Below are 23,708 nucleotides of genomic sequence, written 5' to 3' on the forward strand. Positions count from 1 at the left end.
GATACACCTATATTGTGGGGCAAAAAGAAGAAGTGCGATTATTCTTGGAACAACCAGGCGTCGCTTGATTCCGTGCGTTTTATTTCCCTTAGGTACTGCAGTGCTTCGTCCACATTGGTGAAAGTTCCATAGGCTACAAGATGTAGGCCGTGTTTGTTAACACCTAGATTGGTGGCTTCAAATCCTTTTTCTGATAATTGGGACACCTTTTTATCAGCATTTTCTTTAGCCCTAAAGCCGCCTGCAACAATATGGTAGTGAACCTGGTCCTTTTTAGTGATCTCCAGATTTAAAGCGGGCAGTTCCAAAGGAGCCGAATTGAAAAATGTGGCTTCCTGTATATTTCTTGCTACTTGCTCTTGGGCTTCTTCCTGCACTAATTGTTGGTCATTTACGGTATTGTTGTAAAAACGCAATCCAGTGAGACCTGTGGCGAAGGCCAAGAGGATTACAGCTGCATATTTTAAATAAGGCCTAAAACTTCTTGATTGCTGCCTAACTTCAGGTGTAATTATAAAAGGAATTTTATCTTCCAATTCCACCACTTCTTCCTTTAAGGTTTCTCTTACCACCGGGGCAGTAACAAAAGAGGAAAGGCCAAATGAGGTAGTCAAATAATTCACTTGGTTGGAGGGTTGAAATTGTATTTTATGGTCTTTATTTTCCCATAACTCCCCAACATTGGGCAAAGTTAAACGCTTGCCATCTTTTAAGGTCTGTTTCCAAGCACTGGATTCTTTTTCAATGCGTTGCAACATTTCCTCATAGGAAATTTTCTCAGATTCAGCCATGTAGGATACCAATAATCCATCGTTGGAAGAAAGTTGTCCATTAAAAGAAATCACTTTTGAAGGTGGGGAAAAGGAATGGGAATTACTGTGGATTACGGCAGATTTCATCTGCGTTAAAAAGCCTCCAAATCCGGGCATAATTACGCAATTGTAGCGATATAGTAGCTCTGCTATGTATTGTTCAGTTCCCATGACGGCAAATATTGTTATAAATTTAACCTTTTCAAAACCTATCACCTAACTTTTTATTAACATTTTATTTTCTGTATTTTTAGATAAAATAGAACCGACCACAAATGACTAGTGATGAATTGATTGCAGTTTTAAGGCTTCAGAGTATTCCGAATATTGGCGATGTCACTGCTAAAAAAATAATTTCACATTGTGGAAGTGCGGCCGAGGTATTCAGTCAAAAGGCTCACCATTTGTTAAAAATTGATGGTATTGGTACCCACACCCTTCGGAATTTACAGGACAAAATACATCTGGAAGCGGCTATTGCCGAACTGGAGTTCATCCAAAGTCAAAACATTGACTATACCTATTTTAAGGATGAAGATTATCCTAATTACCTTAAGCATTGCATAGATGGCCCCATCCTGCTCTTCAAGAAAGGCACAATACAACTTCAGGAAAGAAAGATAATCAGTGTTGTGGGAACAAGGAACATTACCAGTTATGGAACTGCATTTTGTGAGCGTTTTATAGAGGAAATAGCGCCATTAAATCCAATTATCGTAAGTGGATTTGCATACGGGGTAGATATTTGTGTCCATAGGGCTGCAATAAAGCATGGGCTGCAGACCATAGGATGTCTCGCACATGGTCTCAATCAAATTTATCCTAAATCCCATGGGAGATTCACTTCTGAAATAGAGCAAAATGGAGGGTTTTTCACCGAGTTTTGGAGTAATAGCAGTCCTGAAAGGGAAAACTTTTTGAGGCGTAATAGGATTATAGCCGGATTGAGTGAGGCCACTCTTGTGGTTGAATCAGCTGAGAAAGGGGGTAGCCTTGTCACTGCGGATATTGCACATAGTTATAATCGGGATGTCTTTGCAGTTCCGGGGAGGGTGCAGGATAAGTACAGTATGGGCTGTAACAATCTCATCAAACAACAAAAGGCACATATGCTCTCTTCTGCTGCGGATCTGATCTACCTACTTGGATGGGAAGTAAAGGATGTGTCATCTAAATCGGTGCAAAAGCAATTGTTTGTTCAGATGGATGAGCTTGAGTATAGTATTCATTCTTATTTACAGAAAGAAGGGAAACAAGTCCTGGATGACATTGCTCTGGAATGCCAAATTCCAATTTTTAGGGTTTCGGCCACACTTTTCAACATGGAAATGAAAGGGGTGGTAAGGCCATTGCCCGGAAAATTGTTCGAAGCTATTTAGGTATTGGATACACCCGCCTTTTTTATGTAAAAGACCAGTCCTGTGAGCTATAAATGGGCGCAGGGAACATTTTGAGCTTTAAGTGTCACAGACTGTCTGGTCTGTAACAGCGGTATGGATAAACTTGGTTTGGCAAAAAATTACACTTGGTCGATAAATTCCAATCACATACCTCCAAAAAAAACTATTCAAAGCAAATAAGATGCCCCACAAACAGACCAGCTGGTCGGTTTATGGGGCATCTCAACTTTTATGGTTTTATAGGTCTTATTGCTAGTAACCTACTTTATTTCTCACTTTTGCCAAGACACCGTCCGCTACTTTTTTTGCTTTTTCAGCCCCTAAAGACAAAGCTTCGTCCACTTCTTCCAAGTGGTTCATATAGTAATCGAACTTTTCACGGGCCTCGCCAAATTTGTCAACTATAACCTCGTACAAGGCCTGTTTGGCATGTCCGTACCCATAGTTGCCGTTAATGTAATTGGATCTCATTTCTGCCACTTGTTCGGCAGAAGCCAGTATTTTGTAAAGGGCAAATACGTTATCCGTATCTGGATCTTTCGGGTCTTCCATAGGTGTACTATCGGTTTGGATCCCCATAATTTGCTTGCGCAATTTTTTATCCGTTTGAAATAAATCAATAAGATTACCCTTGCTCTTGCTCATTTTGGCCCCGTCTGTTCCGGGAACATACATTGTTTCTTCCTGTACCTTGGCTTCGGGGATTACAAAAGTTTCCCCTAATTGGGCATGAAAACGTGAGGCAACATCCCGGGTCATCTCTATATGTTGTAATTGATCCTTGCCCACAGGGACGATGTTGGCATCATACAGTAAAATATCCGCAGCCATTAGCATGGGATAGGTAAAAAGACCAGCATTTATATCCTCTAATCGGTCAGCCTTATCCTTAAAAGAATGTGCAAGGGTCAGACGTTGGTAAGGAAAAAAACAGCTTAAGTACCAACTCAATTCGGTCACCTGTGGAATGTCACTTTGTCTATAAAATACAGTTTTGTCAATATCCAGACCAAAGGCCAACCAGGTAGCTGCAGTGGCGTAAGTGTTGTGTCTCAGCGTTTTTCCATCTTTTATCTGCGTCAGCGAATGCATATCCGCAATAAATAAAAATGAATCGTTTTTTGGGTCCTGTGCCATTTTTATAGCTGGCATTATAGCTCCTAAAATATTTCCTAAGTGCGGGGTTCCCGTACTTTGTATACCCGTTAAAATTCTTGACATTTGTTTTATTTCAAAGAACCGCAAAGGTAAAATAAATACTAAAACACAATTCAAATTGTTACTTTTGATTTCATGCTTTCAATTCTGAGAAAATTTGGCCACATTCTATACCGTATTTGGTTCTATATTTTGGTGGCCTTGCCTATCCTTATCTTTTTTCCTTTTTTGATATTTTTTTCCCTTTCGGAAAAATGGTATCCACAATTTTTTTGGATGGCCCGCAATATTTGGGCGAATACCATTTTATACGGCATGGGATGTGTCCCCAGAATATGTTATGATGAAAAATTGGAGCGAGGAAAGAGCTTAATGTTGGTGGCCAACCATACCAGTATGCTAGATATTATGATGATGCTCAGGGTAAGTAGCACTCCTTTTGTATTTGTTGGTAAAAAAGAATTGGTAAATATTCCTTTATTCGGATTCTTTTATAAAAGGGTATGTATAATGGTGGACAGGGAAGATGCGCGTAGCAGGACAGGTGTTTACAGAAGGGCTCAAAAAAGATTGAACCAAGGACTCAGTATTTGTATATTTCCAGAAGGTGGAGTACCTGAGGAACATGTCTTATTGGATTCTTTTAAGGACGGGGCCTTTAAAATGGCCATAGCCCATAATATTCCAGTAGTTCCTATTACCTTTTATGACAATAAAGACCGTTTCTCATTTACTTTTTATAGCGGGGGACCTGGCAGGACCAGAGGGAAAGTGCACCGGTTTATTGAAACCAAGCATTTAGCGGAGACTGATAAAAAAAGTTTACGTGATGAGGTAAGGGCTGTTATCTTGTCCGACCTCGAAAAGGATTTGGAACAAAAGCACTACAAGTAAAAACGCCAAGAACAATTGTCCTTGGCGTTAGTCGTTCATATTGCTAAATGAGTAAAACGAACCAATTTCATTAGAATTTAAAGTTGAAGCCACTATATATTCCTACAGAGAATGGTTTGAAATCTCCGGCCGAGTTGGAAAAAGTGTTCAGCTGATATTTGAATACCGGTTCAATATTCAATTTTATTTTGGGCGTAAACTTATAATTTAGGCCAAATCCAATATTGGAACTAAAATTGACGTCATTGATATTGTTCGCTTCTCCAATCTCTGTATTTAGGCCATCTGCTTCTAGAAGCACGGCATTATTGGTTAAAAACAAAGAGCTAAATCCACCAACAAGACTGATTCCAAAATCCTTGTCCAATAGGGCATAATTCAGTTCCAAAGGAATCTCTAAATACCCAAACTGTTGTATCATGCTTCCGTTTTTTGATGGGGTTTTTCCCGAAACTTCACCCTGAATATTTGCAGAAGGCTTCACATTGTTAGTGCTTACTACAATTAAATTGTTGGCGTTGTCCGCGTAATCTATGTTGGCCAAGCTGCTTTTGCTAGTGGTGGCAAAGGAGGAGGTGAACTTAACATCGTTGGTGTTGTAGCCATAGTCGACCTTATGCACCCCTGAGCGCACACTTAATTTTTTGCTCACCTTATAGGATACAAAGACCCCGTAACTCAAATTGACATTCCCTGATTTTGAGTTGGATGAGAATTCAGGATGAATAGGGGAGCCTGATCCAAAACCATTAAAATATACTGGCGCTACACTCGGTTCCAAAGACCATTTATTTGTGTCGGTATCGGCAATAATATTCTCGTTTTCTTGTGTATTTATTTCGTCATAGATCGATTTTTTAGCAACTGGAGTTTTGGGTTCTTGATTTGCTATTTTGGTGGCTTCCGAACTTAAAGAATTAGGATCTAAAGTATTTTTTTTTGTGTCCATTTTCAGAACATCGTCAGGAGAAATATTTTCCTTTCGAGTGTCACTGATTCCTACAATCGAATTGTTTTTTTCCTTCTGCCCAAGCGCATTGGAAGGTTCCTTTGTATATGTGGAAGCAATAGCTTCTTCTTTATTATTTTCTTTGGCAGGGTTGGTGAAATTGGTAGGTACACTCCTAATCGATTTTGAAGTGGCTTTCGGGTTAGAGGATGAAACTGCCCAAGAACTTTCTTGTTGTTGGGTTCCCAGATTGCCTGTCTTCGTACTATTCTGATTTTTTTCAGGTGCTTCACTAGTGGTTAAGGCATTCTCGTTGGATTCCACATCCCTTTTATTTTCATCAACAATACCTGGTGTTCCTAAATTCTTCTGCTCTGTATCCGTTATAATGGAATTGCTGTTTAAATCTGTTGCACCGGGTTGAGCTACATAAAAGAGAATTGCCAATAAAGCGGCAACTCCTCCCAGGGTCCACCAAAGTGGCAGTACGCGTCTCGATTTTTTGTTTTTGTCCAAAGAAGCCTCAATGGACTTCCAAACATTCTCGTTTGGCAGTTCATGTAAATCGTTGAGTTTCTCTTGAAACAAGTTGTCCAAATTCTTTTTCATCAGTATGTATGCTGTTGCTTATAAAGCGATATTTATTAATTCTTTTTCAATTTTTTCTTTCAAGATCATACGTGCCCTTGCCAAATTGGATTTGGAGGTACCTACTGAGGTACCTAGTAATTCTGCAATTTCCTTATGGCTGTAACCGTCCAAAACATAAAGGTTAAAGGTCAACCGGTATTTGTTGGGCAAATCCTGTATGTATTTGAGTAGAATAGGTAGTCCCACTTCCACATACCCGGTCTCAACCGTCACTTCCTCCTCAACATTATCCGTTATTACAGACAGATATTCTTCCTTCCTATATTTTTGAAGCACTGTGTTAACCGTAATCCTTTTTAACCAGCCTTCAAATGAACCTTTAAATTTGTATTGGTCAATTTTCTGGAAAATGGTAATAAAACTGTCGTGCAAGTTGTCTTCGGCTTCGGTTTTATTTCGTGAATACTTTAAACAAACCCCAAATAATTTTCCAGCATACTGTTTGTACAGTTGCTCCTGCGCTATTCTATTGCCTTTTTTGCAATTATGTACGAGCTCTTTTAAACTCAAAGTGCGGGTTGGATTGTTTGTGTTTTACATTCCGTTTTTATTCTGTGGTAACTGGAACTTCTATTTCCAAATATTCCGATTCACCATTTTCATTCTCACCAGTCCAAAACCTAAAGACGTAAGTGTCAGTGTAAAGTACCAAAAAATTAAATGATACGTTAATTTCTTCCGAAATTTCTGCACAGTTGCCATCACCAGAAAATGTAGATCCAACTACTACAACGTCCCTGACGGTGGTGTCCAGTTTAGCCACATCGAAGCCCTCAAAATAGGTGCAATCGTTAGGACGCTTATACGTTACGTTAATTTGATAGGTCTTATTGACCTCAAAAGACTCCGGCAGTGCTACACTCTCAATAGGGAGGGAAACATAATAAAAGTCAGAATTATCGTCAACATCACAAGAACTGAAAGTGATGGTGGTTAAAACGATTAAAAAAAAGCACAAAGCCCGTTTCATAATATACTATTGTTTTAACCGAAGATGGGGCGTTATTACAAAGGTTGCGTATAAAACGACAAAATCCCGATTAAATCGGGATTCTGTATTATTTCTTAACTGCCTTGATGGCTTCCGTAATCTTGCCTTCCAGTTCTTCCAGTAATTCCGGATTGTCGTTCATGAGGTTTTTAACAGCATCCCTTCCCTGTCCAAGTTTGGTGTCCCCATAACTGAACCAAGAGCCGCTTTTCTTTATTATTTCATATTCTACACCCAGATCTACTATTTCTCCAACCTTGGAAATTCCTTCGCCATACATGATGTCGAATTCAGTGGTTCTAAAAGGAGGTGCAACTTTATTCTTAACTACTTTCACCCTGGTCTTGTTCCCTTGAACATCACCATCTGTATCTTTTATTTGGGTAGATCTTCTAATGTCTAAACGAACAGAAGCATAAAATTTTAGGGCATTTCCACCTGTGGTTGTTTCGGGATTCCCGAACATTACCCCTATTTTTTCCCTTAACTGGTTAATAAAGATAACCGTACATTTTGTTTTGCTAATAGATCCCGTCAGTTTACGAAGAGCCTGTGACATCAACCTTGCGTGAAGACCCATTTTTGAGTCGCCCATTTCCCCTTCTATTTCACTTTTTGGAGTAAGTGCCGCAACAGAATCTATTACGACAATATCAATAGCTCCCGAACGGATCAGATTGTCCGCAATTTCCAGGGCCTGCTCCCCATGATCGGGTTGGGATATAATAAGGTTGTCTATGTCTACCCCTAATTTTTGTGCATAAAAACGGTCAAAAGCATGCTCTGCATCAATAAAAGCCGCAATACCACCCAACTTTTGAGCTTCTGCCATGGCGTGAAGGGTCAACGTAGTCTTACCTGATGATTCCGGACCATATATTTCAATGACCCTACCTCTTGGGTAACCGCCTACTCCCAAAGCAATATCCAAACCCAAAGATCCGGAAGGAATGACTTCCACATCTTGTACAACACTGTCTCCCATCTTCATAACAGCCCCTTTTCCATATGTCTTGTCCAGCTTGTCCAGTGTAAGTTTTAGTGCTTTTAATTTCGCGTCTTTTTCAGTGCTCATGTGTCTTTTTATTAGGTGCGCTAAATTACCATTTCTTTTTTCATATTACAATGGAGAAGCAACCTTTTTGGAAAAGCTGCATCCTTATAGGAACTAACTCAATTTAATGGTCCCTATTTTATGTAGGGGCCATATAAGTCGACCTCTTGAAAAGTCTATTGAAAGAGAAAACACAGTCAGTGGTTGACTATAAAAGGGCCCAGGAAGTATCCGGGGCCCTTTTTATTTGTTCTAAAAATTAGAATGACTATTTTTGCACTTTCCCGAGTATTTCGGGACTATTCTTTAACTTAAATATTGGTATAGCATGCAACTGTACAATACATTAAGCGCAAAAGAAAGGGAAGTTCTTATTGAGGAAGCTGGGAAAGACCGGCTTACCATTTCTTTCTACAAGTACGCGCATATCGGGAACCCCGAAATTTTTAGGAACCATCTGTTTATTAACTGGGACGCCTTGGAGGTGTTGGGCAGGATCTATGTTGCCAAAGAAGGCATTAACGCCCAATTGTCCGTGCCCGCAGAAAACTTCGAAGCCTTTAAGACCCATCTGGATACCATTACCTTTTTAGAGAACGTGAGGCTAAATATTGCCATTGAGCACGACAATAAATCCTTTTTAAAATTAAAGGTGAAGGTGCGGAATCAAATTGTGGCCGACGGCTTGAATGAAGGCACCTTTGATGTGACAAATAAAGGAGTTCATGTGGATGCGGAAATGTTCAATCAGTTGATTGAAGATCCCGATACCGTTTTGGTGGACATGCGAAACCACTATGAAAGTGAGATAGGGCATTTTAAAAATGCAATCACCCCAGACGTTGATACCTTTAGGGATTCTTTGGATATTATTGAAAAGGATTTGGCAGACCATAAGGAGGACAAAAAGTTGGTGATGTACTGTACAGGAGGTATACGCTGTGAAAAGGCAAGTGCTTATTACAAGCACAAAGGCTTCAAGCAAGTATACCAGCTTGAAGGGGGAATCATAGAATACACAAGGCAGGTTGGGGACAAAAATTTGGAGAATAAATTTTTGGGAAAAAACTTTGTCTTTGACCATCGCAGGGGAGAGCGTATTTCGGATGATGTGATCGCCAATTGCCATCAATGTGGCAATCCATGTGACACCCATGTCAACTGTGCCAATGAGGCCTGTCACTTGTTGTTTATCCAATGTGAAGAATGTGCCAAAGTCATGGATAACTGTTGTTCGGACGATTGCAAAGAAATTCATGCGCTACCTTTCGAAGAGCAAAAAGAACTTAGAAAAGGGAAAGTGGTCAGCAATAAAATTTTCAAAAAAGGAAGGTCTGAGGTCTTGAAATTCAAAAAATAGGCTCCCCAAATCTTAGAGGTAGATATTTCTTGCAATTCAAATATGCCAAATATGGTGTGTTTTATACCTGGAATATGAATAATTTGAGCAGTATGCCGCTAAGGTAGAGGCGAGTACTCAATTGTAGGGTTTATTTCGCTTCTGCCACAAATTATACTATCTTTACATTTAAGTAATTATTTATGAACCTTTTTTAGTAATAGCCTTGGTTATTTACTAAATCAATATATAAAATATGGGTTGTAGCAGTTGTTCAACTGGTAAAGACGGACAGCCGCGTGGATGCAAGAACAATGGTACTTGTGGAACCGATGGTTGTAATAAACTGACAGTTTTTGATTGGCTTTCTAATATGTCGCTTCCTAACGGGCAAAAGCCGTTTGATTGCGTGGAAGTGCGTTTTAAAAATAGCAGGAAAGAATTTTTTAGGAACACGGATAATATCACACTTTCTATAGGAGATATCATTGCCACTCAGGCCAAAACAGGGCATGATATTGGTATGGTCACCCTTACCGGGGAATTGGTAAAGGTGCAGATGAAAAAGAAAAAAGAAGATCCCAACGATAAGGATCTTCCTAAAATCTACCGTAAAGCATCACAAAAAGACATTGATATCTGGCAGAAGTGCCGGGACCGGGAAGAGGAAATCAAAAAACGGGCCCGTGAAATTGCCATTGCACTCAATCTTCAAATGAAAATCTCCGATGTGGAGTTTCAAGGCGATGGATCTAAAGCGACATTCTACTACACTGCCGAAGAGCGCGTAGATTTTAGACAGTTGATAAAGGATATGGCCAAGGCCTTTTCCATACGTATTGAAATGAGGCAAATTGGATACCGACAAGAGGCACAACGTCTTGGGGGTATTGGGTCTTGTGGACGGGAACTATGCTGTTCTACATGGCTGACAGACTTTAGGTCCGTCAGCACCGCCGCAGCGCGCTATCAGCAATTGTCCCTTAACCCGCAGAAATTGGCAGGTCAATGCGGTAAGCTTAAATGTTGCTTAAACTATGAGTTGGACGTATACCTGGATGCCTTAAAAGACTTTCCATCCCAAGAGACTAGGATCTCCACAGGAAAAGGGGTAGCTTTTTGTCAAAAAGTAGACATATTCAAGAGTATGCTCTGGTTTTCCTATAGGGATGAGCCTGCCAACTGGCATGCTTTGACCAAGGATCAGGTCAATGAAATACTTGAAAAAAATAAGAACAACGAGAAGATTGCCAGCTTAGAGGAGTATTCAGCAGACAATGAAGTGGTAAGCGTAGAAAAGGAAAAAGTTTTCGAAAATGTCGTAGGACAAGATAGCCTTACCCGATTCGATAAACCTAAGCAAAAACGGAAAAGGAATAAAAGCCAAAACCAAAATAACAAGCGTAGAAACAATAAAAAACGACCCGCTAATAATGCTTAAGAATATCTTGCCGATTCTTGTACTCATGGTGCTGGCTTCCTGTGAAACCAATACTGTGCGTTCGGAATATAAAGCTACAAACGATGGGTATTGGAACAAGGACAATATCGTATCCTTCAAGTTTACAGAACAGGATACCATCTCCAAACACAATATCTTTATCAATATCAGAAATGACGAGACCTATTCCTATAGCAATCTATTTTTGATCGCAGAACTTAATTTTCCTACTGGGGAGACCATCAAGGATACCCTGGAATATGAGATGTCCAAACCGGATGGGGAATGGCTCGGAACGGGGCATGGAAGTCTCAAAGAGAATAAATTATGGTATAAGGAAAACGTCGTTTTCCCTGCTAAGGGCGTATATACTTTAGAAATTTCTCATGCCATGAGAAAAAATGGCAGTGTGGAAGGGATCATGGATCTTAAAGGAATAACAGACGTTGGTTTTCAAATAGAAAAAAGTAATTAATGGCAGCCGCTCCAAAGAAAAAAAAGAACACAAATTTTTCCAAGTACATCAAATGGTTTTGGATCATGTTTGCCTCGGGGATAGGGGCATTGGCACTCTTATTTTTATTAGCTTCTTGGGGGGTATTCGGGGAATTGCCCTCGTTTGACCGTCTGGAAAACCCACAGACCAATCTGGCTACGGAAATCATTTCCTCTGACGGAAAAACACTAGGCAAATTGTATCTGGATGACAATAGGACCCCTGTGGTTTATTCAGAATTGCCACAGAACCTAATAGATGCGCTCGTGGCGACCGAGGATGCCAGGTACTATGATCATTCAGGAATTGATGCTAGGGGAACCTTTAGGGCAGTGGCCTATTTAGGGACCAAAGGTGGGGCAAGTACCATCACCCAGCAACTGTCAAAATTATTATTTACGGAAAGGGCATCGGCAAGTACTTTGGACCGAATTCTCCAGAAAATGAAGGAATGGGTCATTGCGATCCGTTTGGAACGACAGTATACCAAGGAAGAAATCATAGCCATGTATATGAATATCTATGACTTCGGTTATGCAGCTGATGGGATACGTTCTGCCTCTAAAATCTATTTTGGAAAGGAACCAAGAGACCTTAAGGTTGAAGAATCTGCAGTTTTGGTGGGCATGTTAAAAAACTCCTCCCTTTACAATCCAATACGTAGGGAAGAGTTGGTGTTCAATCGTAGAAATACTGTGTTGGAGCAAATGGCCAAATACGACTATATCACTGAAGAGGTGAGTGATTCTTTGCAGGCCACAAAAATGGATATCAATTTCAACCCTGAATCCCATCGGGAAGGACTGGCAACCTATTTCAGGATGTACATTCAAGGCTTTATGAACAAATGGGTAAGGGACAACCCAAAACCGGACGGGGATAAATACAACATCTACCTGGATGGTCTAAAGGTCTATACAACCATTGATTCCCGTATGCAACAAAATGCTGAAGAGTCGGTACAGGAGCATATGAAAAAGCTGCAGGCAGAATTCTTTCACCAGAATACCCCTGATAGAAATAAAACAGCTCCTTTCTTGGACATTACGCCGGAGGAGGTGAACAGCATTATGGAAAGGGCCATGAAATCCTCTGATAGATGGAGGATCATGAAAAATGATGGGAAATCCGATAAGGAGATTAGAGCTTCTTTCAAGGTGCCTACGGAAATGACCGTTTTTGATTGGAATAGTCCCACAAAGGAAAAAGATACACTTCTTACCCCATTGGATTCCATCCGGTACTATAAATCCTTTTTAAGAACCGCTATGATGTCCATGGAACCGCAAACAGGACATGTAAAGGCATGGGTAGGAGGCTTAAATTACAAGCATTTCCAATACGATAACGTGATTCAGGGCGCTCGTCAGGTGGGTTCTACCTTTAAGCCTATCGTTTATGCCGCAGCCATAGACCAATTGCGTTTATCTCCATGTGATGTGTTATCGGATATCCTATATTGTATTGAAGCACATAAACATGGAAATATGGAGGCGTGGTGTCCTTCCAATTCAAATGGCAAATATTCCGGAGAGAATATGACACTTAAATACGCACTGGCCAATTCCGTAAATACAATTACGGCCCAATTGATGGACCGTATAGGGCCAAAATCTGTGGTGACCATTGCAAAGAATTTAGGAATCTCCTCCAATATCCCTGAAGTGCCATCTATCGCCTTGGGAACACCCGATATCAACGTGTATGAAATGGTAGGGGCCTATGGTACCTTCGCAAACCAAGGGGTTTATGTGAAGCCTGTAATGCTTACCAGGATAGAAGATAAAAATGGAACCGTGCTTTATGAATATATTCCGGAAACTAAGGATGTATTGAGTAAGGATGTAGCCTATGCCATGGTAAATTTAATGGAAGGGGTTACCCAAGGAGGCTCAGGTACACGATTAAGGACCTCTGGATCAAAAGACCAAACGGTTTATAAAGAAGTGATCACTGGATATCCATATGAATTTAAAAACCCAATTGCCGGTAAAACGGGAACTACACAAAACCAGAGTGATGGTTGGTTTATGGGGATGGTCCCTAATTTGGTGACCGGAGTATGGGTTGGGGGAGAAGAACGGGCCACCCATTTTAAAAGTATTACTTATGGGCAAGGAGCTTCTATGGCACTTCCTATTTGGGGGCTTTACATGAAGAAGAATTACGCCGATAAAGATTTGGGAATATCCGTAGAGGCTTTTGAAAAGCCAGAGGAATTGAGCATCAATGTGGATTGTAACAAAATTGATGAAGCGGCTCCTGGCACGAAAAAACCGACTGATGATTTGGATGATCTGGACTTCTAGCTTATTAATTCTAGAACTATCTCGATTTCATATCCACAGCCAAACCTAATGCATATATACGTTATGTCTTAGGGATGTTTTTTGTAAATTACCTGTACTAAACTTCATTATATGATATCTAAAACTGTAGGATCTGTAGAAGAAGCCTTGAAAGGCGTAAAGGATGGAATGACCTTTATGTTTGGAGGTTTTGGTCTCTGTGGAATCCCGGAAAATGCAATAAACGAGCTTGTACGAATTGAAATAAAGGATCTTACCTGTATTTCCAACAATGCTGGTGTAGATGACTTTGGACTTGGCCTCCTATTGCACAAGCGTCAAGTAAATAAAATGATCTCCTCTTATGTAGGGGAGAACGATGAGTTTGAACGCCAAATGTTGAGCGGGGAACTCGACGTGGAATTAACGCCCCAAGGTACATTAGCTGAAAAATGCAGGGCTGCTCAAGCTGGATTTCCTGCCTTTTATACCCCTGCCGGTTACGGCACGGAAGTGGCAGAAGGAAAGGAGACCCGTGAGTTTAACGGTAAAATGTATGTACTGGAAGAAGCCTTTAAGGCCGATTTTGCCTTTGTAAAGGCATGGAAAGGGGATGAAGCTGGGAATCTTATATTTAAGGGAACCGCGAGAAATTTCAATCCATGTATGTGTGGGGCTGCCAAAATAACCGTAGCAGAGGTGGAGGAGCTTTTGCCTGCGGGTGCCTTGGATCCGAATGAGATACATGTGCCCGGAATCTTTGTAAATAGAATATTCCAAGGGAAGGACTACGAGAAAAGAATTGAGCAACGAACCGTAAGACAAAGATCATAGTTATGTTGGATAAAAACGGAATAGCAAAGCGAATTGCCAAGGAAGTAAAGGACGGATATTACGTCAACCTCGGTATTGGTATACCAACCTTGGTAGCCAACTTTGTAAGGGAAGACATAAGTGTAGAATTCCAAAGTGAGAACGGGGTTTTGGGGATGGGTCCCTTTCCGTTTGAGGGAGAGGAAGATGCCGATATTATCAATGCAGGTAAACAGACAATAACCACCTTGCCAGGAGCTTCTTTTTTTGATTCTGCAACAAGTTTTGGAATGATCAGAGGGCAACATGTGGACCTTACCATTCTTGGGGCCATGGAAGTCTCTGAGAATGGGGATATTGCCAATTGGAAAATTCCTGGAAAAATGGTAAAGGGCATGGGAGGAGCCATGGATCTGGTGGCTTCGGCCGAAAATATCATAGTTGCCATGATGCATACCAATAAGGCCGGGGAATCCAAATTGCTAAAAAAATGTTCCCTTCCACTAACTGGTGTGGGTTGTGTAAAAAAAATAGTGACCAATTTGGCTGTTTTGGAAGTGACACCAAAAGGATTTAAATTGTTGGAAACCGCACCGGGTATAAGTGTGGAAGATGTCAAAAAGGCAACTGAAGGCACCTTGATCATTGAAGGAGATATTCCAGAAATGGCGCTTTAAACCAATTCAGATAGGTAGTTCATCGGACAGACCTATTTTTTTATTTTTTTTGCCACATTTTGCATGATGTTCACAACAATAATTTTGATAATTCCATAAATCGAAATATATTTAGGGCGAACCTAAAAATTAAACCCCAAATTTAATTTTTGCCTAAATTAATGTTATGGACTTACAAATTAACCATTTGCCTGAAGAGGAAGTAATTTACATTGATCGTAGTGGTTTTTACAGAGGTGTACTAGCCTTGGTAAAAAAGCTTTTCATGTTGTAAACTTCTTTTTAGAAAAAGATCAAAGAGCAATGTCCCTGACATTGCTCTTTTTTTATGCCTAATTTTCGTTATCTTCAATCGCCTTTTAAGCAACAAATTTTACCCAATGGAATTACGGCTTCAAAAATGTGAATTAGATCAGTTGGATCTTCTAGTCAAACTATCAAGAAAGACCTTTATTGATGCGTTTGAAAAGGATAATAATCCGGAAGACTTTGAAAACTATCTCGATTTTGCCTTTGACCCTGATCGTATTGCGGATGAGGTTTTGAATGCAGATTCTGATTTTTATTTTGTGTATCTAAACCAAGAGGTAGTTGGGTATTTTAAATTGAATCAACTTCAGGCTCAGACCGATATCAAAGACGAGAATTCCTTCGAGTTGGAACGCATTTATGTATTAAACGAGTTTCAAGGAAAGCAGATAGGCAGGTGGATGCTGGAACAGGTCAAAGCTTTGGCAAAGCATAAGAATAAGACCTTTGTTTGGTTAGGGGTTTGGGAACACAACACAAAAGCAATCGCCTTTTATGAAGTTTATGGGTTCCAGAAATTTGGAACACATCCTTATTACATAGGTAAGGACAAGCAGACAGATTGGTTGATGCGTTGTGATATTGATCAATAATTACAGATTAAAAAACAGAAAATATGAAAGGAGTGGTACTGGCGTTCATTTTTGGACTGATATATATCTCGGTTAATGCCCAAGCATCTTACTATTTCCCATCAAAAAGCAGTGTATGGGAGCAAAGAAGCCCAAAGGATTTCAAAATAAAAAATGAAGTTTTAGAGGAGGCAGTCTCTTTTGCTAAGGCCAACGAATATAGCGGTTCAAAGGATTTACGTATCGCTATCCTTGAAGGGTTCAAAAGCGAACCTTTCCACGAAATTTTGGGTCCCACTAAAAAACGTGGGGGGCCGGCAGGGATGATCCTTAAAAAAGGATATCTCATTAAGAGCTGGGGGGATACCAAAAGGGTAGATATGACCTTTAGTGTTACCAAAAGTTTTCTTTCTACGATGGCTGGCTTGGCCGTTGATAAAGGGTTGATCTCAAATGTGGACGATAAGGTTGGTGACTATATTTGGGATGGAACGTTTGATGGAGAGCACAATAGTAAAATTAGTTGGAGGCATTTGTTACAGCAAAATTCTGACTGGTCTGGGGAACTTTGGGGAGGTAAGGATTGGGCAGATAGGCCGCCAAAAGAAGGGGGTCTTGATGATTGGAAATATAGAACCTTGCAGGAACCTGGCACTGTTATGGAATACAACGATGTACGTGTAAATGTCTTGGCTTATGCCTTAACTCATGTCTTGCGCAAACCTTTGCCTATGGTTCTAAAAACGGAACTAATGGATAAAATTGATGCCAGTACCACATGGCGATGGTTTGGGTACGACCATGCTTGGACGGAAATTGATGGGGTTCAAATGAAATCTGTTACTGGTGGCGGTCACTCGGGGGCAGGAATATTTATCAATACAGAAGATATGGCCCGGTTTGGTATGTTGTTCCTGAACGATGGAAAATGGAGGAATGATCAGTTGATTAGTAAAAAATGGATCACGGATGCAATTTCTCCTTCTGGTCCCAATCCAAATTATGGGTTTATGTGGTGGCTAAATACCAAGGGCGATAGGAACTGGAAACAGCTATCGGACAAAATCTACTATGCCGCAGGGTTTGGAGGTAATTTTATTGTTATTGATAAAGAGAATGATCTCGTAGTGGTTACGCGCTGGTTGGAGCCTTCAAAGATCGAAGAGTTTATGGGAAAGATAAGTCGGTCGTTCAATTAGATTTCCATAAGGATATCAATAGCTTTTTGTAGGGTATCATCCTTTTTGGCAAAGCAGAATCGAAGCTGATGGTGGTCGGTTTGGTCCAAATTAAATCCTGAAACAGGAATACTGGCTATTTTGTGGTCAATGGCGAGTCGCTTTGCAAAGTCATGGTCTGGCTCATGGATAATCTGGCTATAGTCGAGCAACTGAAAGTAGGTGCCCTGGGCAGGGGTAAATGTAAATTTGGTTCCGTCCAGCCCAGAAAGAAACAGATCTCTTTTTGCCTGGTAAAAGGCATTCAACTCTAAATAATGTTCAGGATTCTTCAAATATGAGGTCAATGCTTGTTGTAAAGGATGGTTGGCACAAAAGATATTAAATTGGTGTACTTTTTGAAATTCACGCATCAATTCCTTTGGGGCAACACAGTAACCCATCTTCCAACCCGTTATATGAAACGTTTTTCCAAAAGAAGCACAAACAAAACTTCTAGAGGCCAGATCAGGAAAGGAACTTGCAGAATGGTGCCTTTCTCCATCAAAAATTATGTGTTCGTATACTTCGTCACTCAAGAGAATGACAGCTGTATTTTTCAAAATTTCCTGTAAAGTCAGCATGTCCTCTCTGGAGAATACTTTTCCAGTGGGGTTATGGGGAGTGTTGATGATGACCATCTTCGTTTTGGGATTTATTTTTTTCCGGAAGTCTGACCAGTCCATTTTATAATCCTTGCCTTGCAGCTGCACGAAAACAGGAACACCTCCATTAACTTCAATAGCCGGTTCATAACAGTCATAAGCGGGTTTTATGACAATTACCTCGTCATTAGGGCGAATAAAGGCAGAGATGGCAGTATAAATGGCTTGTGTTGCGCCTGCGGTAACGGTAATTTCTGTTTCTGGATGATATTGGGCGCCATGAAGACTCTCGATCTTGTCAGCAATCACTTCCCTCAATGGCAATATCCCTTGCATAGGAGCGTATTGGTTGTAATCTGCCTGCATCGCATCGGTAGCCAATTTTATGAGTAGTGGGTCTGGAGCAAAATTGGGGAACCCTTGTGAAAGGTTTAAAGCATTTTGCTCGGCTGCCAATTGGGACATGATGGTGAAAATGGTAGTGCTCACCTTTGGTAATTTACTTGTAATAGTTGGCTTGAATGGTTGCATAGGTCTTGTTGTATCATAAATGTAGGATATTTTGACGACATCCTTTAGCCTCAAGATTTAGGGAGGGATTGTCCCTTTTCCAGATGCCTCAAATGTGAAATAACCTGATGTAAGCATTCATCCAGTTCTTTTATTATTTCCTTCTCCCAGAACCTAAACACTTTATATCCCTTAGTTTTCAAGGCGAAATTTACTTCCCTATCCCGCTGTAGGTTGCGTTCTATTTTTGGAATCCAAAACTCCCTATTGGTCTTGATTTTTGCCTTTCGTTCCTCCCAATTGAAACCATGCCAGAATTCACCGTCTATGAAGATGACGGTTTTGTATTTTTTAAGCACAATATCGGGCTTGCCAATGAGTTTTTTGTAATCGATGCGGTATCTGTATCCGGCCGCCCAAAGGGCCTTTCTAAAAAGTAGTTCGGGCTTGGTATTCCTGCCCCGAATTTTGGCCATGATTTTGGAACGTTCGGGAGTGGTGTAAAAACCCGATGCCTCGTTGAAGCGAGGAACTATTATTCGTTCTTCATCATAGACCTTGGACATGTTTAAAGATAAAGTATTTTTTAAACACAAGTACAGGCAAATAAAAACCCCATTCCTGAAAAGGGATGGGGTTTGCTTCTGAAATATCAGAAAAATCTATTCTATAGTTTTATCCTTTTATATTGGCACTTAGGTATTCCCTATTCATCCTAGCGATGTTCTCCAAAGAAATTCCTTTTGGACATTCTACCTCACAGGCACCGGTGTTGGTACAGTTACCAAAACCTTCCAGATCCATTTGGCGTACCATATTCTGAACCCTTTCTGTAGCTTCAACTTGACCTTGAGGCAATAATGCAAACTGTGATACTTTTGCAGAGGTAAACAACATAGCACTTGCGTTTTTACAAGCCGCTACACAGGCCCCACAACCAATACAGGCTGCAGCGTAAAAAGAGTCGTCTGCGTTTTCTTTGTTGATAGGAATGGCATTGGCATCAACAGTGTTTCCTGACGTATTCACGGAAATGTACCCACCAGCTTGTTGGATCCTATCAAAGGAGCTCCGATCTACAATTAAATCTTTAATCACAGGAAAAGCTTTAGCTCTGAACGGTTCAATAACGATAGTATCTCCGTCGTTGAATTTACGCATGTGCAATTGGCAGGTAGTCACCAAACGATCTGGACCATGTGGCTCCCCATTGATCTGCATGGAACAAGACCCACAAATACCTTCCCTACAATCATGGTCAAATTCTACAGGCTCTTCTCCTTTAGTAATAAGGTCTTCGTTTAGGATGTCCATCATTTCCAAGAAAGACATATCCCCATCGACACCATCGATAGGATAATCCTTAATTTGGCCTTTTGTGTTGGCATCTTTCTGACGCCATATTTTTAGATTCAGCTTCATAGCTTTTGCTTTGTTGTTAGTAGTTGGTAGTATACACCACCATCAGCGGTAACCTATTTATAACTTCTAGTCTTTAATTCTATATTTTCGTAAATCAAGTCTTCCTTATGAAGAATAGCTTCTTTTGGTTCGCCTTTGTATTCCCAGGCAGAAACAAACTTAAAGTTTTCATCGTCCCTTAGGGCTTCTCCTTCTGGAGTTTGATACTCTTCACGGAAGTGACCTCCACAAGACTCGTTTCTAGTTAGGGCATCTTTTGCGAACAATTCTCCCAATTCCAAGAAATCTGCTACTCTACCAGCTTTTTCCAATTCTTGGTTTTTTGTTTCAGGACTTCCAGGGACACGTACATTTTCCCAGAAATCAGCTCTTAGAGCAGATATCTCGTCAATGGCCTCTTGAAGTTCTTTGGCGTTACGGGACATTCCACATTTGTTCCACATGATCTTTCCTAATTTCTTGTGGTAATAATCTACAGAATGAGTACCTTTTCCTGCCTTCAATTTAGCAATCCTATCGCGAACTTCTTTTTCTGCGGCTTCAAATTCAGCGGTGTCGGTTGGAATTTTTCCAGTTCTAATATCTTTGGATAGGTAATCTCCAATAGTGTATGGCAATACAAAATATCCGTCTGCCAATCCTTGCATCAAGGCTGAAGCACCTAATCTATTTGCTCCGTGATCGCTAAAGTTGGCCTCCCCGGCAGCATAACATCCTTCAATGGTAGTCTGTAGGTTGTAATCAACCCAAAGTCCGCCCATTGTATAATGCACTGCAGGATAAATTTTCATCGGTGTTTTATATGGGTTTTCATCCACAATCTTTTCGTACATCTGGAAAAGGTTACCGTATTTGGCCTCAACTACCTCTTCACCCAATTGACGGATGGTATTGTCATCGGCATCCTTTAGTCCGGAGGTCAATGCTTTTTCCTTACCATATCTCATGATGGCAGCAGCAAAATCCAAGTAAACGGCTTCTCCTGTTTTGTTCACACCAAAACCGGCGTCACAACGTTCTTTGGCTGCTCTAGAAGCCACATCACGTGGCACCAGGTTACCAAAGGCTGGATATCTTCTTTCCAAGTAGTAATCCCTGTCTTCTTCCTTAAGTTCTATTGGTTTTAATTTTCCATTTCTTATGGCTTCGGCATCTTTCTTATGCTTTGGTACCCAGATACGCCCATCATTACGTAATGATTCTGACATCAACGTCAATTTTGACTGATGATCTCCAGAAACGGGAATACAGGTAGGGTGGATTTGTGTATAACATGGGTTGGCAAAGAAAGCTCCTCTTCGGTGTGCTCTCCATGCGGCCATTACATTACTTCCCATAGCATTGGTAGAAAGGAAAAATACATTCCCATATCCACCAGAGGCTAAAACTACAGCATGTGCAGAATGACGCTCAATTTCACCGGTAACCAAGTTACGGGCAATAATTCCACGGGCCTTTCCATCAATCTTTACCAAATCCATCATTTCGTGACGGTTGAAAGATTGGATTTTTCCTCGGTTTATCTGTCTGTTCATAGCAGAATAAGCACCAAGCAATAATTGTTGTCCGGTCTGACCTTTGGCGTAGAAGGTACGTGAAACCAACACCCCACCAAAAGAGCGGTTGTCTAATAATCCACCATAATCACGTGCAAAAGGAACCCCTTGAGCCACACATTGGTCAATTATATTAGCAGAAACTTCTGCCAATCGATATACGTTGGCTTCACGGGAACGGTAATCCCCACCTTTTACAGTATCGTAAAACAAGCGGTAGTTACTATCACCATCTCCCTGATAGTTTTTTGCAGCATTAATACCTCCTTGGGCAGCAATGGAGTGCGCCCTTCTTGGAGAATCCTGATAACAGAAAGTCTTTACGTTATAACCTAGCTCAGCCAAGGTTGCAGCGGCAGAGCCACCTGCAAGTCCAGTACCTACTACGATAACATCAATGTTACGTTTGTTGGCAGGGTTGACAAGGTCAATTGCATTTTTATGATTTGTCCATTTATCGGCTAAAGGGCCAGATGGAATTTTTGAATCCAATATTCCCATAATTAATGTGTAATTGGGTTAAAGTGATGGTATAAGGCGATGAAGGCAAACCCTAATGGGATTACAATCGCATAGATCTTCGTGAACTTTTGAATCGCTGGAGTGTATTTGTTGTTGACCCCCATAGTTTGGAAGGATGAGGCAAAGCCATGCAACAAATGTAATGCCAACAAACCGAAGGAAATCACATATAAAACCGTACGCCATATTGGCTCGAATTTCTCTACAGTTTCCGCATAGTATCTCGTTGGATCCTGGGGACTGCTCTCAATGTATTTGTAGGTCATTTCATGTACCCAGAAATCATAAAAATGCAATGCCAAAAAGGCCAAGATCACAGCACCCGAAACAATCATATTTCGCGATACCCAAGGGGCGTTGGAACTTCCGTTGTACTTTACGTACTTCACCCCTCTTGCTCTGTTGTTCTGTATTTCCAGTACAAATCCCATTACAAAATGAACGATCACCCCAGCGATCAAGATCGGCTGAAGTAGATATTGCACCAGTGGATTGTAGCCCATAAAGTGCGACCATTCGTTAAAAGTGTCGGGAGCAATTACCGAAGTAATGTTGATGGTAAAATGTTGCCCAAGAAATAAGACCAAAAAAAGGCCAGATAAAGCCATTACTACTTTTCTGGCGATAGATGATTTTGTCAAACCACTCATTAGTTATTAGTTTTAATGACAAATTTACAGTACAGGAGAGTTATTAACAAACTTTAGACAGTATTACTGCTATTATTTAGAACCAGTTTAAAGAACTTTTCAACAAGTTTAAGTTTTAGGGCGAAAACGATTTAGATTATTCAAAAATGTTCAACAAAAGCAATATCTAATTTTTGTATTTTTTTAACGACTTAGGAGTAGAATTGTAGCTATTTTATTTGAAAGATAATCCCGGAACTTAGGAACTAAACCTAGGGAAGGCTTACTTTTGGAGCTAGATTTATGACATCAGGAAACATCTCCCTGTAAGAGGATAAGGAAAAAAGATATGGAATTAGTAAAAGAAAATAAGGATATCGTAATTAAGGGGGAGCGTGTATCTCCAGGACAAGCAAAACTGTTACATATCAATATAGATCGACTCCCAACGGGAACGATGATCGACATCCCTATTTACGTTTTCAATGGGAAAGAACCTGGACCAACAGTGCTTATTCAGGCGGGACTCCATGGAGATGAGATCAATGGGATTGAGATCGTACGACGGATGTTGCACAAAAAGTATTTCAAGGTGAAAAGAGGTGCTGTTTTAGTGGTGCCTTTATTGAATGTCTTCGGATTTATACATTTTTCCCGTGATGTGCCGGATGGAAAGGACGTCAACAGAAGTTTTCCTGGAAGCAAAACAGGGTCTTTGGCAAGTAGGATTGCCCATCACTACACTTCAGAAATATTCCCACAGATCGATTATGGTATTGATCTTCACACGGGAGGTGCGCGTCATAACAACTTCCCTCAAGTACGGTATACTGAAGGAGATCAGGCCAGTAAGCAAATAGCGGATATCTTCAATGCCCCTCTTACTTTTTCTTCCGATCTGATCAACAAATCTTTTCGAAAGGCCAGCTTTAGAAAGGGGATTCCAACGATAGTTTACGAGGCAGGGGAAAGCATGCGTTTTGATGATTTTGCCATCAAACGGGGGATTCAAGGGATTCTAAACGTTCTTATCAATTTTGAAATGATAGACAGGATCAATCCTTTGTTGAAAAAGCAAGAGCGAAGCAAACATCTTTTATCTAAAAAATGGTTGCGGGCCCCAACGGCAGGTATGTTTATCCCAAAGGTGACCAATGGTTCTGAAATTACAAAAGGTCAGGTATTGGGCATTGTAGCCGATACTTTTGCCACCTACAATAAGGAAATAAAAGCTCCCTATGATGGCTTTGTATTTTGTATTAACAATCAGGCTGTGGTGAATCAGGGGGATGCCCTTTTTCACGTTGGGAAATAAGGAATTTGTTCTGATGGATTAAGAAACAAATTTAATAGAAGGAAATAAAAAGCCCCGAACCATTTGGATCGGGGCTTTTTATTTGTAA

The 23,708-nt window shown here is 40.6% G+C and carries 22 protein-coding genes; 11 read left to right on the forward strand and 11 right to left on the reverse strand.

Annotated elements, in window-relative coordinates; genetic code table 11:
• Positions 1-38: 38 nt before the first annotated feature.
• A complete protein-coding gene (locus ABXZ32_RS05450; RefSeq protein ID WP_354617656.1) occupies positions 39-983 on the reverse strand; it encodes an HU domain-containing protein in 945 nt (314 codons plus the stop codon).
• Positions 984-1,087: 104 nt separating this feature from the next.
• Here ABXZ32_RS05450 and dprA point away from each other — a divergent pair, with 104 nt between their 5' ends.
• Positions 1,088-2,191 (forward strand): DNA-processing protein DprA, encoded by a 1,104-nt coding sequence (gene dprA, locus ABXZ32_RS05455; protein WP_354617657.1) that lies wholly within the window; start codon positions 1,088-1,090, stop codon positions 2,189-2,191.
• A 273-nt stretch (positions 2,192-2,464) separates the two neighbouring features.
• Here the strand turns inward: dprA and trpS are convergent, their stop codons facing one another.
• Positions 2,465-3,433 (reverse strand): tryptophan--tRNA ligase, encoded by a 969-nt coding sequence (gene trpS, locus ABXZ32_RS05460; protein ID WP_354617658.1) that lies wholly within the window; start codon positions 3,431-3,433, stop codon positions 2,465-2,467.
• A 72-nt stretch (positions 3,434-3,505) separates the two neighbouring features.
• On the opposite strand from trpS, the gene ABXZ32_RS05465 reads away from it, so the two are divergent.
• Positions 3,506-4,264: a lysophospholipid acyltransferase family protein gene (locus tag ABXZ32_RS05465; RefSeq protein ID WP_354617659.1), complete on the forward strand. Its 759-nt coding sequence runs from the start codon at positions 3,506-3,508 to the stop codon at positions 4,262-4,264.
• A gap of 70 nt (positions 4,265-4,334) precedes the next feature.
• On the opposite strand, the gene ABXZ32_RS05470 is transcribed toward ABXZ32_RS05465, so the two are convergent.
• The 4 genes from ABXZ32_RS05470 to recA all read right to left on the reverse strand — a co-directional run bounded on the left by ABXZ32_RS05470 (position 4,335) and on the right by recA (position 7,930).
• Positions 4,335-5,822, reverse strand: coding sequence for an outer membrane beta-barrel protein (locus tag ABXZ32_RS05470; RefSeq protein WP_354617660.1), 1,488 nt, complete (start codon positions 5,820-5,822; stop codon positions 4,335-4,337).
• Between the two features lie 18 nt (positions 5,823-5,840).
• The gene (locus tag ABXZ32_RS05475; RefSeq protein ID WP_354617661.1) at positions 5,841-6,374 is read right to left on the reverse strand and encodes an RNA polymerase sigma factor; all 534 of its coding nucleotides are present in this window, start codon (positions 6,372-6,374) and stop codon (positions 5,841-5,843) included.
• Positions 6,375-6,411: 37 nt separating this feature from the next.
• Positions 6,412-6,834: a hypothetical protein gene (locus ABXZ32_RS05480; RefSeq protein WP_354617662.1), complete on the reverse strand. Its 423-nt coding sequence runs from the start codon at positions 6,832-6,834 to the stop codon at positions 6,412-6,414.
• 88 nt (positions 6,835-6,922) lie between these two features.
• Entirely contained in the window at positions 6,923-7,930 is a 1,008-nt protein-coding gene (gene recA / locus ABXZ32_RS05485; protein ID WP_354617663.1) for a recombinase RecA, read from the reverse strand.
• 307 nt (positions 7,931-8,237) lie between these two features.
• Between recA and trhO the strand changes: the two genes are divergently transcribed.
• The 8 genes from trhO (at position 8,238) to ABXZ32_RS05525 (ending at position 17,043) form a co-directional block, all read left to right on the forward strand.
• A complete protein-coding gene (gene trhO / locus ABXZ32_RS05490) occupies positions 8,238-9,269 on the forward strand; it encodes an oxygen-dependent tRNA uridine(34) hydroxylase TrhO (protein ID WP_354617664.1) in 1,032 nt (343 codons plus the stop codon).
• Between the two features lie 235 nt (positions 9,270-9,504).
• Complete coding sequence (locus ABXZ32_RS05495; protein ID WP_354617665.1) at positions 9,505-10,689, forward strand: PSP1 domain-containing protein; 1,185 nt, start codon at positions 9,505-9,507, stop codon at positions 10,687-10,689.
• Positions 10,682-11,164 (forward strand): gliding motility lipoprotein GldH, encoded by a 483-nt coding sequence (locus tag ABXZ32_RS05500; protein WP_354617666.1) that lies wholly within the window; start codon positions 10,682-10,684, stop codon positions 11,162-11,164. Before ABXZ32_RS05495 ends, ABXZ32_RS05500 begins: the two co-directional genes overlap by 8 nt.
• Positions 11,164-13,494: a transglycosylase domain-containing protein gene (locus ABXZ32_RS05505; RefSeq protein ID WP_354617667.1), complete on the forward strand. Its 2,331-nt coding sequence runs from the start codon at positions 11,164-11,166 to the stop codon at positions 13,492-13,494. The genes ABXZ32_RS05500 and ABXZ32_RS05505 overlap by 1 nt, the downstream gene beginning before the upstream one ends.
• 111 nt (positions 13,495-13,605) lie before the next feature.
• Positions 13,606-14,307 carry a CoA transferase subunit A gene (locus ABXZ32_RS05510; protein ID WP_354617668.1) on the forward strand — a complete coding sequence of 234 codons (702 nt, stop codon included), beginning with the start codon at positions 13,606-13,608 and terminating at the stop codon, positions 14,305-14,307.
• Between the two features lie 2 nt (positions 14,308-14,309).
• The gene (locus ABXZ32_RS05515; protein WP_354617669.1) at positions 14,310-14,963 is read left to right on the forward strand and encodes a CoA transferase subunit B; all 654 of its coding nucleotides are present in this window, start codon (positions 14,310-14,312) and stop codon (positions 14,961-14,963) included.
• 380 nt (positions 14,964-15,343) lie between these two features.
• Positions 15,344-15,865: a GNAT family N-acetyltransferase gene (locus ABXZ32_RS05520; protein WP_354617670.1), complete on the forward strand. Its 522-nt coding sequence runs from the start codon at positions 15,344-15,346 to the stop codon at positions 15,863-15,865.
• A gap of 23 nt (positions 15,866-15,888) precedes the next feature.
• Entirely contained in the window at positions 15,889-17,043 is a 1,155-nt protein-coding gene (locus ABXZ32_RS05525) for a serine hydrolase domain-containing protein (RefSeq protein WP_354617671.1), read from the forward strand.
• On the opposite strand, the gene ABXZ32_RS05530 is transcribed toward ABXZ32_RS05525, so the two are convergent.
• The 5 genes from ABXZ32_RS05530 to ABXZ32_RS05550 form a co-directional block, all read right to left on the reverse strand.
• Complete coding sequence (locus ABXZ32_RS05530) at positions 17,040-18,197, reverse strand: methionine aminotransferase (RefSeq protein WP_354617672.1); 1,158 nt, start codon at positions 18,195-18,197, stop codon at positions 17,040-17,042. The genes ABXZ32_RS05525 and ABXZ32_RS05530 overlap by 4 nt on opposite strands.
• Positions 18,198-18,247: 50 nt before the next feature.
• Positions 18,248-18,742: a very short patch repair endonuclease gene (locus tag ABXZ32_RS05535; protein WP_354617673.1), complete on the reverse strand. Its 495-nt coding sequence runs from the start codon at positions 18,740-18,742 to the stop codon at positions 18,248-18,250.
• 109 nt (positions 18,743-18,851) lie between these two features.
• On the reverse strand, positions 18,852-19,598 hold the full coding sequence (locus ABXZ32_RS05540; protein WP_354617674.1) for a succinate dehydrogenase/fumarate reductase iron-sulfur subunit: 747 nt from the start codon (positions 19,596-19,598) through the stop codon (positions 18,852-18,854).
• A 53-nt stretch (positions 19,599-19,651) separates the two neighbouring features.
• A complete protein-coding gene (locus tag ABXZ32_RS05545; protein ID WP_354617675.1) occupies positions 19,652-21,655 on the reverse strand; it encodes a fumarate reductase/succinate dehydrogenase flavoprotein subunit in 2,004 nt (667 codons plus the stop codon).
• Between the two features lie 2 nt (positions 21,656-21,657).
• Positions 21,658-22,326 carry a succinate dehydrogenase cytochrome b subunit gene (locus ABXZ32_RS05550; protein WP_354617676.1) on the reverse strand — a complete coding sequence of 223 codons (669 nt, stop codon included), beginning with the start codon at positions 22,324-22,326 and terminating at the stop codon, positions 21,658-21,660.
• A gap of 328 nt (positions 22,327-22,654) precedes the next feature.
• Between ABXZ32_RS05550 and ABXZ32_RS05555 the strand changes: the two genes are divergently transcribed.
• Entirely contained in the window at positions 22,655-23,620 is a 966-nt protein-coding gene (locus ABXZ32_RS05555) for a succinylglutamate desuccinylase/aspartoacylase family protein (RefSeq protein ID WP_354617677.1), read from the forward strand.
• Positions 23,621-23,708: the final 88 nt, after the last annotated feature.

Origin of the sequence: Sediminicola luteus (assembly GCF_040566555.1) — a bacterium.
Lineage (GTDB): Bacteria > Bacteroidota > Bacteroidia > Flavobacteriales > Flavobacteriaceae > Sediminicola.